At 61.2% G+C, this 14,098-nt stretch carries 9 protein-coding genes; 5 read left to right on the top strand and 4 right to left on the bottom strand.

Annotated features, from left to right (window positions below; all coding sequences use genetic code 11):
• Window positions 1–72: 72 nt before the first annotated feature.
• The 3 genes from zipA to C6Y56_RS09145 form a co-directional block, all read right to left on the bottom strand.
• A complete protein-coding gene (gene zipA, locus C6Y56_RS09155) occupies window positions 73–939 on the bottom strand; it encodes a cell division protein ZipA (protein WP_169429577.1) in 867 nt (288 codons plus the stop codon).
• A gap of 258 nt (window positions 940–1,197) precedes the next feature.
• Window positions 1,198–4,686, bottom strand: coding sequence for a chromosome segregation protein SMC (smc, locus tag C6Y56_RS09150; protein WP_169429576.1), 3,489 nt, complete (start codon window positions 4,684–4,686; stop codon window positions 1,198–1,200).
• A gap of 2 nt (window positions 4,687–4,688) precedes the next feature.
• The gene (locus C6Y56_RS09145) at window positions 4,689–5,348 is read right to left on the bottom strand and encodes a GntR family transcriptional regulator (RefSeq protein WP_065259722.1); all 660 of its coding nucleotides are present in this window, start codon (window positions 5,346–5,348) and stop codon (window positions 4,689–4,691) included.
• A gap of 266 nt (window positions 5,349–5,614) precedes the next feature.
• Here C6Y56_RS09145 and xdhA point away from each other — a divergent pair, with 266 nt between their 5' ends.
• The 4 genes from xdhA to guaD all read left to right on the top strand — a co-directional run bounded on the left by xdhA (window position 5,615) and on the right by guaD (window position 11,774).
• The gene (xdhA, locus tag C6Y56_RS09140) at window positions 5,615–7,069 is read left to right on the top strand and encodes a xanthine dehydrogenase small subunit (protein WP_169429575.1); all 1,455 of its coding nucleotides are present in this window, start codon (window positions 5,615–5,617) and stop codon (window positions 7,067–7,069) included.
• On the top strand, window positions 7,062–9,461 hold the full coding sequence (xdhB, locus tag C6Y56_RS09135) for a xanthine dehydrogenase molybdopterin binding subunit (RefSeq protein ID WP_169429574.1): 2,400 nt from the start codon (window positions 7,062–7,064) through the stop codon (window positions 9,459–9,461). The genes xdhA and xdhB overlap by 8 nt, the downstream gene beginning before the upstream one ends.
• 137 nt (window positions 9,462–9,598) lie before the next feature.
• Entirely contained in the window at window positions 9,599–10,456 is an 858-nt protein-coding gene (xdhC, locus tag C6Y56_RS09130) for a xanthine dehydrogenase accessory protein XdhC (protein WP_169429573.1), read from the top strand.
• A 13-nt stretch (window positions 10,457–10,469) separates the two neighbouring features.
• Window positions 10,470–11,774, top strand: coding sequence for a guanine deaminase (gene guaD / locus C6Y56_RS09125; RefSeq protein ID WP_169429572.1), 1,305 nt, complete (start codon window positions 10,470–10,472; stop codon window positions 11,772–11,774).
• 89 nt (window positions 11,775–11,863) lie between these two features.
• Here the strand turns inward: guaD and C6Y56_RS09120 are convergent, their stop codons facing one another.
• Window positions 11,864–12,628: a GntR family transcriptional regulator gene (locus tag C6Y56_RS09120; RefSeq protein WP_065259727.1), complete on the bottom strand. Its 765-nt coding sequence runs from the start codon at window positions 12,626–12,628 to the stop codon at window positions 11,864–11,866.
• Between the two features lie 224 nt (window positions 12,629–12,852).
• Here C6Y56_RS09120 and C6Y56_RS09115 point away from each other — a divergent pair, with 224 nt between their 5' ends.
• Window positions 12,853–14,043 carry a benzoate/H(+) symporter BenE family transporter gene (locus tag C6Y56_RS09115; protein WP_169429571.1) on the top strand — a complete coding sequence of 397 codons (1,191 nt, stop codon included), beginning with the start codon at window positions 12,853–12,855 and terminating at the stop codon, window positions 14,041–14,043.
• The last annotated feature ends 55 nt before the right edge of the window (window positions 14,044–14,098 follow it).

Raw genomic sequence — 14,098 nt, 5'->3', positions numbered from 1 at the left:
AAGCAAAAGAGCAGCCGAGGCTGCTCAATCTATTTTGCCGATTGCCTCTTTATCGCGAGGCAACCTTTTCAATCAACGCTTCTGGGTCAGGGCGCGACGTTCGAATTCGACGATGCGCTGACGGTAGTGCTCGATGGTCTGCGCGGTCAGGACGCTGCGCTGGTCATCTTTCAATTCGCCGTTCAGTTCCTGGGACAGCTTGCGCGCTGCCGCGACCATCACGTCGAAGGCCTGCTTCGGATGACGCGGGCCTGGCAGGCCGAGGAAGAAGCTCACCGCCGGAGTGCTGAAATGGTCGATGTCGTCCAGATCGAAGATACCCGGCTTGACCGCGTTGGCCATGGAGAACAGGACTTCACCGTTGCCGGCCATGCTTTCGTGACGGTGGAAAATGTCCATCTCGCCGAAACGCAGACCGCTTTCCAGAATGTTCTGCAGCAGTGCCGGGCCTTTGAAGCCGGCCGGATCGCGGCAGATCACGCTGATCACCAGCACTTCTTCGGCTTGCGGCTGATCTTTATCGGCCACTGCCGGCGACGCCTTGGCGGCAGGCTCGACGAAATCATCGTCGCGGCTGCTGAAGCTAGGGCCGCCGTCCAGATCCAGATCAAGGTTCAGGTCGCCCTGGGCCGGACCATTGCCGCCCCGCTTGCCGCGCTTGGAACCGGATTCGCGAGGCTCGCGTGGTTCGCGGGCCGGCATGCTTACCGATGGCAGGTCGTGTTCGTCCAGTTGCGGCTCTTTATGGGTATCCAGCACGCGGGCCGGGCCCAACAGCTCAGCGCTGGTGTCCTCGTCCGGCAGGTTGGACAGACTTCGGTCAAGACGGAATTTCAGTTTTCCCTTGCCGCCGCGCATACGGCGCCAGCCATCGAAAAGAATACCGGCTATCACAATGATGCCGATGACGATCAGCCACTCGCGCAGACCGATTTCCATGTAATCCCGTGCCTCTATAAAAAATGCTGAAAAATAAGGGGTTTACATTGTGCAAACCGCTTTAAAACGTGGCGCCAACTCTATGTTCTGACAGGCGTTTTGCCCACGTATACGAAAAATTGACATTAAACTAGCACGACCAAAGACAACTTTACACCGTCTGTCTCATTGGCTTGCGCGATTATGTCGATTGGCCAGCAAGTCGAAGCCGGTAAATATGTCCTACAGACTACAAATACCTTTTCCGACAGCGCCGGCTCAGGCATCCACCATTGCCATCGCCTCCTCGACATCCACGGCTACCAGTCGCGAACAACCCGGCTCGTGCATCGTCACGCCCATCAACTGGTCAGCCATTTCCATGGCGATCTTGTTGTGGGTGATATAGATGAACTGCACGGTCTGCGACATCTCTTTGACCAATCGTGCGTAGCGTCCAACGTTAGCGTCATCCAGTGGTGCGTCAACTTCATCGAGCATGCAGAACGGTGCCGGATTCAACTTGAAGATCGCAAAAACCAGCGCCAGTGCGGTCAGGGCTTTTTCGCCGCCGGACAGCAAATGGATGGTGCTGTTCTTCTTTCCGGGCGGCTGCGCCATGATCGTCACCCCTGTATCGAGTAGATCTTCGCCCGTCAGTTCCAAATAGGCGCGCCCTCCACCGAAAACTTTCGGGAAAAGAGCCTGTAAACCGCCATTGATCTGATCAAAGGTATCTTTGAAACGGTTACGGGTTTCCTTGTCGATCTTGCGGATGACGTTTTCCAGAGTCTCCAGCGCCTCGACCAGATCGGCGTCCTGAGCATCCAGATAACGTTTACGCTCGGATTGTTGCGTGTATTCGTCGATCGCCGCGAGGTTGATCGCGCCCAGGCGCTGAATGCGTGCGGCGATGCGTTCCAGTTCTTCTTCGGCCTCCTTCTCACTGGCCTCGGCGCTCAAGGTATTGAGCACGCCATGCAAATCGTAGCCGTCTTCCAGCAGTTGATCCTGCAGCGCCTTGCGGCGCACGGTCAGGGCCTGCCATTCCATGCGTTGCTGTTCGAGCTGGCCACGGATCAATTGCGATTGCTGCTCGGCCTGGGTCCGGCGCTTTTCCGCGTCGCGCAGTTCACGGTCGGCGTCTTCCAGGGCGATTTGAGCAGTCTTGAGTTCATCGTCGACGCTCATGCGCTTGTCGAGCAACTCTTCGAGTTTCAGGCGCAGCTCTTCCAGCGGTGCCTCGCCCTCCTCCAGATTAAGACTGAGCTGTTCACGTTTTTCAGTGAGGCGCTCGGCCTGCATTTCCAGACGTTCAAGGGCCTGACGGGTCGAATCATGCTGCGCCCGCAGCGAGCCGAGACGCACGGCCAATTGATGGGCGTGGTCCTTGTGCTGACGGGCTTCCTGACGCACGCGATCCAGCCGCTCGCGCAGGCTGTCGCGCTGGGCCAGCAGCAATTCGCGCTGCTCGGTGTCGAGGGCCATGGCGTCGAGGGCGTCCTGCAACTGGATCCGCGCTTCGCCGATGCTTTCGTGCTCCAGCGCACGCTGTTCAGCGAGTTCGACCAGTTCCTCATCGAGACGGGTGCGGCGCAGGTTCAACTGTTCGGCCTTGGCTTTGCCGGCGGACAGCTGGGCTTTCAATTCGCCTTGTTGGCGGGCCTCGTCTTGCAGCAAACGACGCAGATGTTCGCGGCCGTTTTCCTGCTGACGCTGTTGCGCGCGCAGGGTCTGCAAACGGGTTTCCATGGCCTCGACCGTGGCTTCGCGTTCTTCGCGTTCCAGATGCAGCGCTTCGATTTCCTGACCGCGCGCGAGCATGCCGCTTTCGGCCTCGCTGGCGCGGCGTACCCGCAGGAAGTGCCGGCCGACCCAATAACCGTCGCGACTGATCAGGCTCTGCCCGGCGGCCAATTGGCTGCGCAGGGCCAGCGCCTGTTCAAGGCTGTCGACCGGTTTGACCTGAGCGAGCCAGGGCGACAAATCGACCTGCGCCTCGACCTTGTCCAGCAGGCTGCCCGGCATGCGCACGCCGTCATTGCCGGGACTGAGCAAACGCAGATCGCCCTGGGCAAAACCGGACAGATCGAAACCATCGAAATCATCCACCAGCACCGCTTGCAGGTCGGCGCCGAGCACGGTTTCCACCGCCAGCTCCCAACCAGCCTCGACCTTGAGGCCTTCGGCCAGACGCGGACGCTCGGCGAGGTTGTGTTCCTTCAGCCATTCGGCGGTGCCGGTACCCGGATCGAGCGCGGCCTGCTGCAAGGCTTCCAACGATGCGAGGCGACCATTGAGGCGCTGCAAATCGCCCTGCGCCTGCTGCTGCGCAGTCAGTGCCTGCTGCAATTCCTGTCGCAGCTGCTCAAGCTTTTCGACCTGGGCTTCTTCGCTGGTCTGCAGATCTTCAAGGGTGGCCTCGGACTCGGCGAGCTGTTCGCTGAGTTCCATGATTGCCGCGTCTTCCGGATCGGCCGACAGCAGCGCCCGCTCTTCGCCCAGACGCTTTTGCCGATCAGCCAGACGCTCCATGCTGGTTTCCAGCTGCTGGATGCGCGACTGCTGTACTTCGGCCTGACGACGGGGTTCGGCGGCGGTCAGGTTGAAGGCGTCCCACTGCTCCTGCCAGCCGTGCATGACGGTTTCGGAATCTTCCAGCGCAGCGGCGGCTTCTTCGGCGGCGGCGTTGGTGATTTCCTGCTCGGGGGTCAGTTGATCGAGCTCTTCGCCGAGGGTCAGCAGCAACGTGCGGTCGTGGCCCAGGTGCGATTCGGTTTCGAGGCGCGCGCGTTCGGCTTCCTTCAAGTCGTCCTGCAACTGACGCAGACGCTGCTGACCGTGCTGGATGCTCTGCTCGACCCGGGCGATGTCGCCGCCGACCGAATAGAAGCGCCCCTGCACCAGATTGAAGCGCTCGGACAGGTCATGGTGACCGTCGCGCAGGCGTTCAATCGCCGCATCGGCGTTGCGTTGTTCTGCGACCAGCGCTTCGAAGCTGATTTCCTGGTTGCCGATGATCGATTCGCGCTGGCCCACCTGATCGTTCAGATCCTGCCAGCGCAAGGCCGACAGTTGCGCCTTGAGCTGGCGCTCTTCGGCCTTGAATTCCTGATACTTCCTGGCGGCCTCGGCCTGACGGTGCAAGCGTTCGAGCTGGCGTTCGAGTTCTTCGCGCAGGTCGGTCAGACGGGCAAGGTTTTCGTGGGTGCGGCGGATGCGGTTTTCGGTCTCGCGCCGGCGCTCCTTGTACTTGGAGATGCCGGCGGCTTCTTCGATGAAGTTACGCAGATCTTCGGGCTTGGACTCGATCAGCTTGGAGATCATCCCCTGCTCGATGATCGAGTAACTGCGCGGGCCGAGGCCGGTGCCAAGGAAGATGTCGGTGATGTCGCGACGACGGCATTTGGCGCCGTTGAGGTAATAAGTGGTCTGGCTGTCGCGGGTCACTTTGCGGCGGATCGAAATTTCCGCGTACGCCGCCCACTCGCCCAGCAGCGTGCCGTCGGAGTTGTCGAACACCAGTTCGATGCTCGCCTGGCTCACCGGTTTGCGGCTGGTCGAGCCGTTGAAGATGACGTCGGTCATCGACTCGCCGCGCAGGTTTTTCGCCGAACTTTCGCCCATCACCCAGCGTACGGCGTCGATGATGTTCGACTTGCCGCAACCGTTCGGCCCGACGACTGCCGCCATGTTGCTGGGGAAGTTCACCGTGGTCGGGTCGACGAAGGATTTGAACCCCGCCAGCTTGATGCACTTGAGGCGCAAGGTCAGGCAACCGTCAGGGCGGACACCACCAGATCGCAGCTGCGCTGGGCGTAAGCCGTCAGCACGATGCGGATCTGCGGCAGGTCACGGGCAAGGACGGCGGCCAGCAAGCGTTCGAACAGTTCGAGGAACTCGCTCATCTCGGCCTTGCGCTGCTCCAGCGCGAGGAAGTACGCACGGCTCATGGCCGGTTGCAGGTTTTCGACGGTTTCCTGCAGGTACGGGTTGTTGGCGAACGGATACGCGGCGCGCATCACGTTGAAGCTGTCGTCGACGAAGGTGCGGATGTCCTGACGCTCGTAGCTGGCGGTCAGGCGTTGCTGGATCTGCACGAACGGCGCCATGTCGGCCTGGACTTGCCAGCCATTGGCCACTGCATTGCCGAGCAGGATGTACAGCTCGCTCATCAACGTGCACAGGCTCTGCACCTTGTGCGCCGTCAGCTCTGTGACGTGGGCGCCGCGGCGCGGCAGGATCGCGATCAGGTGACGGCGCTCGAGGATCAGCAAGGCTTCGCGGACCGAGCCGCGGCTGACGTTCAGCGCCAGCGTGACCTTCTGTTCCTGGATACGCTCTCCCGGCTTCATTTCGCCGCGAATGATCCGTTCGGCGAGGTGGTGAGCGATTTGCTCGGCGAGGCTGTCCGGCGCCTTGAACGTCATGGTTGTCCTTCAAACTCTTCGATCTGCACAAGCGGCGCAGTGTAGCGCAATGCGCGGTCATGGCGGAGTGCCCGCACAGCGGTTTTTGGCACGAATCCCGCAAAAAAGCGCTTGATCCAATGAGGGTCAATACTGAAGAGACACGTGGTTGAGCGACAAAACGGCTTTTCCTGACCTTTAAGTCAGAAAACAATTGACCGAAAAGTCAGACCTGCTAAATTCGGCTCAAGTCGCTCAACAACAATAATGAGTCTGCGAGGCCTTCCGTGATCCAGTTTTTACTTAACCAGGAACTCCGTAGCGAGCACGCCCTGGACCCGAACCTGACTGTGCTCAACTACCTGCGCGAACATGTGGGTAAATCCGGCACCAAAGAAGGCTGCGCCAGCGGTGACTGCGGCGCCTGTACGGTGGTGGTCGGCGAGTTGCAGACGGATGACGATGGCCGCGAGCACATTCGCTATCGCAGCCTCAATTCGTGCCTGACGTTCGTTTCGTCGCTGCACGGCAAACAATTGATCAGTGTCGAAGACCTCAAGCACAAGGGCGAACTGCACAGCGTGCAGAAAGCCATGGTCGAGTGCCACGGTTCGCAATGCGGTTTCTGCACCCCCGGTTTCGTGATGTCACTGTTCGCCCTGCAAAAGAACAGCGATGCACCGGATCAGGCCAAGGCCCACGAAGCGCTGGCTGGCAACCTCTGCCGGTGCACCGGCTACCGGCCGATCCTGGCCGCTGCCGAACAATCCTGCTGCGGCAAGCAACCGGACCAGTTCGACGCCCGTGAAGCGCAAACCATCGCCCGCCTCAAAGCCATTGCCCCGACATCGATCGGCGAACTCAACAGCGGCGACAAACGCTGCCTGGTGCCGCTGACCGTGGCCGACCTGGCCGATCTCTACGACGCTTATCCACAGGCTCGGCTGCTGGCCGGCGGTACCGATCTGGCGCTGGAAGTCACGCAGTTCCACCGCACCCTGCCGGTGATGATCTACGTCGGCAACGTCGCCGAAATGAAGCGCATCGAGCACTTCGAGGATCGCATTGAAATCGGCGCCGCCACCGCCCTCTCCGACTGCTACGAAGCGTTGAACGCCGAGTACGCGGACTTCGGCGAGCTGCTGCACCGCTTTGCCTCCCTGCAAATCCGCAACCAGGGCACGTTGGGCGGCAACATCGGCAACGCTTCGCCGATCGGTGACTCGCCACCCCTGCTGATCGCCCTCGGCGCGCAGATCGTGCTGTGCAAGGGTGAGACCCGCCGCACGCTGGCCCTTGAGGATTACTTCATCGATTACCGGGTCACCGCGCGTCAGGAAAGCGAGTTCATCGAGAAAATCATCGTCCCTCGCGCCACGACTGAGCAGCGCTTCCGCGCCTACAAAGTCTCCAAACGTCTGGACGACGACATCTCTGCCGTCTGCGCCGCGTTCAACCTGCGGGTCGAGAACGGCGTGATCACCGACGCCCGCGTCGCCTTCGGCGGCATGGCCGCGATCCCGAAACGCGCCGCGCACTGTGAAGCCGTGCTGCTCGGCCAGCCGTTCAACAACGCTGTCATCGAGCGCGCCTGCACCGCGCTGGGCGAGGATTTCACCCCGCTCTCGGACTTCCGCGCCAGCAAGGAATACCGCCTGCTCAGCGCGCAGAACCTGCTGCGCAAATACTTCATCGAACTGCAAACACCGCACATCGAGACTCGGGTGACCGCTTATGTCTAACCATCACGGCGTAGAGAAAACGCAAGCTGAACTGGCTGAACTGTTCGCCAAAGACCTGACCACCGGCGTCGGCCGCAGCGTCAAGCACGACAGCGCCGCCAAGCATGTGTCCGGTGAAGCGCAGTACATCGATGACCGGCTCGAATTCCCGAATCAGTTGCACGTTTACGCACGGTTGTCGGATCGCGCCCACGCGAAAATCATCAGCATCGACACCAAACCCTGCTACGCCTTCGAAGGCGTGCGCATCGCCATCACCCACGAAGACGTACCGGGCCTGAAAGACATCGGCCCGCTGCTGCCAGGCGATCCGCTGCTGGCCATCGATGATGTGCAGTTCGTCGGTCAACCGGTGCTGGCCGTGGCCGCCAAGGATCTGGAAACCGCACGCAAGGCCGCCATGGCCGCGATCATCGAATACGAAGATCTGGAACCGGTGCTGGACGTGGTCGAAGCCCTGCGCAAACGCCACTTCGTGCTCGACAGCCACACCCATCAGCGCGGCGATTCGGCCAACGCGTTGGCCACGGCTGAACATCGCATCCAGGGCACGCTGCACATCGGCGGCCAGGAACACTTCTATCTGGAGACGCAGATCTCCTCGGTGATGCCGACCGAAGATGGCGGCATGATCGTCTACTGCTCGACCCAGAACCCCACCGAAGTGCAGAAACTGGTGGCCGAAGTCCTCGACGTGTCGATGAATAAAATCGTGGTCGACATGCGCCGCATGGGCGGTGGTTTCGGCGGCAAGGAAACCCAGGCTGCGAGCCCGGCTTGCCTGTGTGCGGTAATCGCGCACCTCACCGGCCAGCCGACCAAGATGCGCCTGCCACGGGTTGAAGACATGCTGATGACCGGCAAGCGCCACCCGTTCTACGTCGAGTATGACGTCGGCTTCGACGGCACCGGGCGCCTGCACGGGATCGCGATGGATCTGGCCGGCAACTGCGGCTGCTCGCCTGATCTGTCGGCCTCAATCGTTGACCGTGCGATGTTCCACTCGGACAACTCGTACTACCTGGGCGATGCCACCATCAATGGTCACCGCTGCAAGACCAACACTGCGTCGAACACCGCCTACCGTGGTTTCGGCGGCCCGCAAGGGATGGTCGCGATCGAAGAAGTGATGGACGCCATCGCCCGTCACTTGAACCTCGATCCGCTGGCCGTGCGCAAGGCCAACTACTACGGCAAGACCGAGCGCAACGTCACCCATTATTACCAGACCGTCGAGCACAACATGCTCGAAGAGATGACCGCCGAACTTGAAGAAAGCAGCCAGTACGCCGAGCGCCGCGAAGCGATCCGTCGCTACAACGCCAACAGCCCGATCCTGAAAAAAGGCCTGGCGCTGACCCCGGTGAAATTCGGCATTTCCTTCACCGCCAGCTTCCTCAATCAGGCCGGTGCCTTGGTGCACGTCTACACCGACGGCAGCATCCACTTGAACCACGGCGGCACGGAAATGGGCCAGGGCCTGAACACCAAGGTTGCGCAGGTCGTGGCCGAAGTGTTCCAGGTGGAAATGGACCGGGTACAGATCACTGCAACCAACACTGACAAGGTGCCGAACACCTCGCCAACCGCAGCGTCCAGCGGTGCTGACCTGAACGGTAAAGCGGCGCAGAACGCAGCAGAAATCATCAAGCAGCGACTCGTCGAATTCGCCGCGCGGCACTACAAAGTCAGCGAAGAGGACGTGGAATTCCACAACGGCCACGTACGGGTGCGTGACCACATCATGACCTTCGAGGCGCTGATCCAGTTGGCGTATTTCAATCAGGTGTCGCTGTCGAGCACCGGGTTCTACAAGACCCCAAAAATCTACTACGACCGCAGCCAGGCTCGTGGCCGACCGTTCTACTACTTCGCCTTCGGCGCGGCGTGCTGCGAAGTAATCGTCGACACCCTGACCGGCGAGTACAAGATGCTCCGTACCGATATCCTCCACGACGTCGGCGCCTCGCTGAACCCGGCCATCGACATCGGTCAGGTCGAGGGCGGCTTCGTCCAGGGCATGGGCTGGCTGACCATGGAAGAACTGGTCTGGAACAATAAAGGCAAGCTGATGACCAACGGCCCGGCCAGCTACAAGATCCCGGCCGTGGCGGACATGCCGCTGGACCTGCGGGTGAAACTGGTGGAAAACCGCAAGAACCCGGAAGACACCGTGTTCCACTCCAAGGCTGTGGGTGAGCCGCCGTTCATGCTCGGCATCGCCGCGTGGTGCGCAATCAAGGATGCGGTGGCCAGTCTGGGCGACTACAAGTATCAGCCGAAGATCGACGCGCCGGCGACCCCGGAGCGGGTGTTGTGGGGTTGCGAGCAGATGCGTCAGCTCAAGGCAGTGAAAGCCGTCGAAGCTGAAACCGAGCTGGCTCCGCTCTAGGACCGAGGCGCGGCCATCGCGGGCAAGCCCGCTCCCACAGGGATATGTGCTGACTGTTGGACTTGTGCAAATCCAATGTGGGAGCGGGCTTGCTCGCGAAGAGGCCCGAACAGACAACGATGTTGTAGGGGTGAACTATGTACAACTGGATCGACGCCCTCGCCGACCTGCAGAACCAGGGCGAACCCTGCGTTCTGGTGACGATCATCGAAGAGCTCGGCTCGACGCCGCGCAATGCCGGCTCGAAAATGGTCGTCAGCGCTCGCCAGACGTTCGACACCATCGGTGGCGGGCACCTGGAATACAAAGCCATGCAGATCGCCCGCGAGATGCTCGCCAGCGGCAAGCAAGACACCCATCTGGAGCGCTTCAGCCTCGGCGCCAGCCTCGGTCAGTGCTGCGGCGGCGCTACGGTGCTGTTGTTCGAACCGATGGGCCAGGTGCAGGCGCAGATCGCTGTGTTCGGCGCCGGTCATGTGGGTCGCGCACTGGTTCCCTTGCTCGCCAGCCTGCCCTGCCGGGTGCGCTGGATCGACTCCCGGGAAGAGGAATTCCCCGAGCAGATTCCCCACGGCGTGCGCAAAATCGTCGCCGAAGAGCCTGTGGATGAAATCGACGACCTGCCGGCGGGCAGCTACTGCATCGTCATGACCCACAACCATCAGCTGGATCTGGAACTCACCGCCGCGATTCTCAAGCGCAACGATTTCACCTGGTTCGGCCTGATCGGCTCGAAAACCAAACGGGCCAAGTTCGAACACCGCTTGCGTGACCGTGGCTTCGACGCCAGTGTCGTGCAACGCATGCGCTGCCCGATGGGCATCAGCGAAGTCAAAGGCAAATTGCCTGTGGAAATCGCCATCTCCATCGCCGGCGAAATCATCGCCACCTATAACGCCAATTTCGGCCAGCACACCGCCAGCGCCGAACCGATTGCCAAACTGCTGCCGGTTTCGCGCCGCAGTCAGGCCGCCACACTCAAAGCCTCAAACTGATTAGAGAACCCTCATGCCTCTGACTCGCAAAGCCTACCGCGCCGCCATCCTGCACAGCATCGCCGACCCTGCCGAGGTCGGCACCGAAGCCTCCTACGAGTATTTCGAGGACGGCCTGCTGGTGGTCGATGGCGGCAAGATCAGCGCCCTCGGCCACGCCAGCGAGCTGCTGCCGACGCTGCCGGCGGATATCGAGATCACGCATCACCAGGATGCGCTGATCACCCCGGGCTTCATCGACACCCACATCCACCTGCCGCAGACCGGCATGGTCGGCGCCTACGGCGAACAGCTGCTGGACTGGCTGAACACCTACACCTTCCCGTGCGAAAGCCAGTTCGCCGACAAGGCCCACGCCGATGAGGTCGCGGACATCTTCATCAAGGAACTGCTGCGCAACGGCACCACCACGGCCCTGGTGTTCGGCAGCGTGCACCCGCAGTCGGTGAACTCGTTCTTCGAAGCGGCCGAGAAGCTCGACCTGCGAATGATCGCCGGCAAGGTGATGATGGACCGCAACGCGCCGGACTACCTGACTGACACCGCTGAATCCAGCTACACCGAGAGCAAGGCGCTGATCGAGCGCTGGCACGGCAAGGGTCGCCTGCATTACGCCGTGACCCCGCGCTTCGCCCCGACCAGCACTCCGGAACAACTGACCCTCGCCGGGCAGTTGCTGACTGAATACCCGGATCTGTACATGCAGACCCACATCAGCGAGAACCTCAAGGAAATCGAGTGGGTCAAGGCGCTGTTCCCGGAGCGCAAAGGCTATCTGGACGTCTACGATCACTATCAGTTGCTCGGCGAGCGCTCGGTGTTCGCCCACGGCGTGCACCTGTGCGACGAAGAATGCGCGCGCCTGGCGCAAACCGGTTCGGCGATCTCGTTCTGCCCGACGTCGAACTTCTTCCTTGGCAGCGGCCTGTTCAACCTGCCGATGGCCGAGAAGCACAAGCTGAACGTCGGGCTCGGCACTGACGTCGGCGGTGGCACCAGTTTCTCGCTGCTGCAGACCCTGAACGAAGCCTACAAAGTGATGCAGCTGCAAGGTGCGCGCCTGAGCCCGTTCAAGTCGCTGTACCTCGCCACCCTCGGCGGCGCGCGAGCCCTGCGCCTGGAAGACAGGATCGGCAACCTGCAACCGGGCTCCGACGCCGACTTCCTGGTGCTGGACTACAACGCCACGCCGCTGCTGAGCTATCGCTTGAAGCAGTCAAACAACATTGCCGAGACGTTGTTCGTGCTGATGACGCTGGGCGATGACCGCACTGTGGCCCAGACCTATGCGGCGGGTGCGCTGGTACACCAGCGCTAGTTTTTCCAAGGTATAAAAAATCCCCCGACAGCGTTCAGCTCCGGGGGATTTTTATTGCCTGTCAGGACGCCTTCGCGACTCGGTGCCGGTCAGAGCTTGGCCGCCGGACGCCCCGGCTTCCTGGTCTGCAACAGATGCGAGAACACCGCATGCAGATCGTCCGAAGCACTTTCCTCGTCGAGGTTGAGTTTGCTGTCGATGTGATCCATGTGATGCATCATCAAATCTACGGCGAGCTCACCGTTGCGCGCTTCGATGGCGTCGATCAACTGAGTGTGCTCGTCGTAGGAACAGTGCGAACGGTTGCCGCTTTCATATTGCGCAATGATCAGCGACGTCTGTGAAACCAGGCTGCGCTGAAAGCTGATCAACGGCGCATTTTTCGCCGCTTCGGCCAGTTTCAGGTGGAATTCGCCGGAGAGACGGATACCCGCGCCGCGGTCGCCACGGGAGAAGCTGTCGCGTTCGTCGTTGACCATCTGGCGCAGTTCGGCGATCTGCTCGGCGGTGGCGTGCTGCACCGCCAGCTCGGTGATTGCGCGCTCCACCAGACGCCGGGCGAGGAACACCTGACGCGCTTCTTCAACGCTCGGGCTCGCCACCACCGCGCCACGGTTCGGCCGCAACAGCACCACGCCTTCATGGGCCAGACGCGAGAGCGCGCGGCGAATGATGGTGCGGCTGACCCCGAAAATTTCCCCCAGCGCTTCTTCGCTCAACTTTGTACCGGGCGCCAGGCGTTGTTCGAGGATGGCCTCGAAGATATGCGCATAGACGATATCGTCCTGGGTTCCGCTGCGGCCGGCTTTGCCTGCTCGCGGTTGTTTCTTGAGGGGTTGCAACTGTTCGTTCATGGGCACTCGAGTCGGGAAGAACGGCGGCGAATTGACCGTGACTGTAATACGGCACAGTGGGTCGCTGGCAAGTATCGCGTAAAAAACAGCGCGATTGTACACAATGGAAGGTGGCAACACGACTGTACGGCTGTTTGTGACTTCGGCTGTATTGCAACGCATCGTTACGTTTGAGTTTAGGCTTAAACCCGAAATCCGTGGCTTGAACAAGGAACGCCGCTGTCATGAACGAAATCACCCACACCCGACTGCGCCCCTTTGCGGACACATCGCCCTCTGCCATCGTCGCCGGATTCATCGCGATGATGACCGGCTACACCAGTTCGTTGGTGCTGATGTTCCAGGCCGGGCAGGCCGCGGGCCTGAGCAGCGGGCAGATTTCCTCGTGGATCTGGGCGATCTCCATCGGCATGGCGGTGTGTTCGATCGGCCTGTCGCTGCGCTATCGCACGCCGATCACCATCGCCTGGTCGACACCCGGCGCAGCCCTTCTGATCACCAGCCTCGGCGGCGTCACCTACGGCGAAGCCATCGGCGCCTACATCACCTGCGCGGTGCTGGTGACGATCTGCGGTCTGACCGGCAGCTTCGAACGCCTGGTGAAAAAAATCCCCGCCTCCCTTGCCGCCGCATTGCTGGCGGGGATTCTGTTCAAGATCGGCAGCGAAATCTTCGTCGCTGCGCAGCACCGTACCGGCCTGGTGCTGGGGATGTTCTTCACTTATCTGGTGGTCAAGCGCCTGACGCCGCGTTATGCGGTACTCGCTGCGCTGCTGATCGGCACCGCGCTGTCGGGCTTCATGGGGCTGCTGGATTTCAGCGGCTTTCATCTGGAAGTGGCAACGCCGGTCTGGACCACGCCGCACTTTTCTCTCGCCGCGACCATCAGCATCGGCATTCCGTTGTTTGTCGTAGCGATGACCTCGCAGAACATGCCCGGCGTCGCCGTGCTGCGCGCCGACGGCTATAACGTCCCGGCCTCGCCGTTGATCACCACCACAGGCATTGCCTCGCTGCTGCTGGCGCCATTCGGTTCTCATGGCATCAACCTGGCGGCCATCAGCGCGGCGATCTGCACCGGGCCCCATGCCCATGAGGATCGCAACAAGCGTTACACCGCGGCGGTGTGGTGCGGGATTTTCTACGGGATTGCCGGGGTGTTCGGCGCCACGCTGGCGGCGTTGTTTGCCGCGCTGCCCAAGGAACTGGTGCTGTCGATTGCCGCGCTGGCGCTGTTCGGTTCGATCATCAACGGCTTGAGCATTGCCATGACCGAAGTGAAGGAACGGGAAGCGGCGCTGATCACTTTCATGGTCACGGCGTCGGGGCTGACGCTGTTTTCCATCGGTTCGGCCTTCTGGGGGATTGTCGCGGGAGTGTTGACCTTGCTGATCCTCAACTGGCGCAAGGCCTGATGCCTGATTAAAAAGCAGGCATAAAAAAACGGCGACCCCAGGGTCGCCGTTTTTT

Origin of the sequence: Pseudomonas fluorescens (assembly GCF_012974785.1) — a bacterium.
Taxonomy (GTDB): Bacteria; Pseudomonadota; Gammaproteobacteria; order Pseudomonadales; family Pseudomonadaceae; genus Aquipseudomonas; species Aquipseudomonas fluorescens_BT.
Note: the sequence above shows the minus strand (reverse complement) of the source record. Positions and strands in the feature narration are given on the sequence as shown.

Coding starts and splice junctions, on each gene's coding strand:
- xdhC (WP_169429573.1), top strand. CDS start 9,599: ATGTACAACTGGATCGACGCCCTCGCCGACCTGCAGAACCAGGGCGAA.
- C6Y56_RS09120 (WP_065259727.1), bottom strand. CDS start 12,628: ATGAACGAACAGTTGCAACCCCTCAAGAAACAACCGCGAGCAGGCAAA.
- C6Y56_RS09115 (WP_169429571.1), top strand. CDS start 12,853: ATGAACGAAATCACCCACACCCGACTGCGCCCCTTTGCGGACACATCG.
- guaD (WP_169429572.1), top strand. CDS start 10,470: ATGCCTCTGACTCGCAAAGCCTACCGCGCCGCCATCCTGCACAGCATC.
- C6Y56_RS09145 (WP_065259722.1), bottom strand. CDS start 5,348: ATGACGTTCAAGGCGCCGGACAGCCTCGCCGAGCAAATCGCTCACCAC.
- zipA (WP_169429577.1), bottom strand. CDS start 939: ATGGAAATCGGTCTGCGCGAGTGGCTGATCGTCATCGGCATCATTGTG.
- xdhB (WP_169429574.1), top strand. CDS start 7,062: ATGTCTAACCATCACGGCGTAGAGAAAACGCAAGCTGAACTGGCTGAA.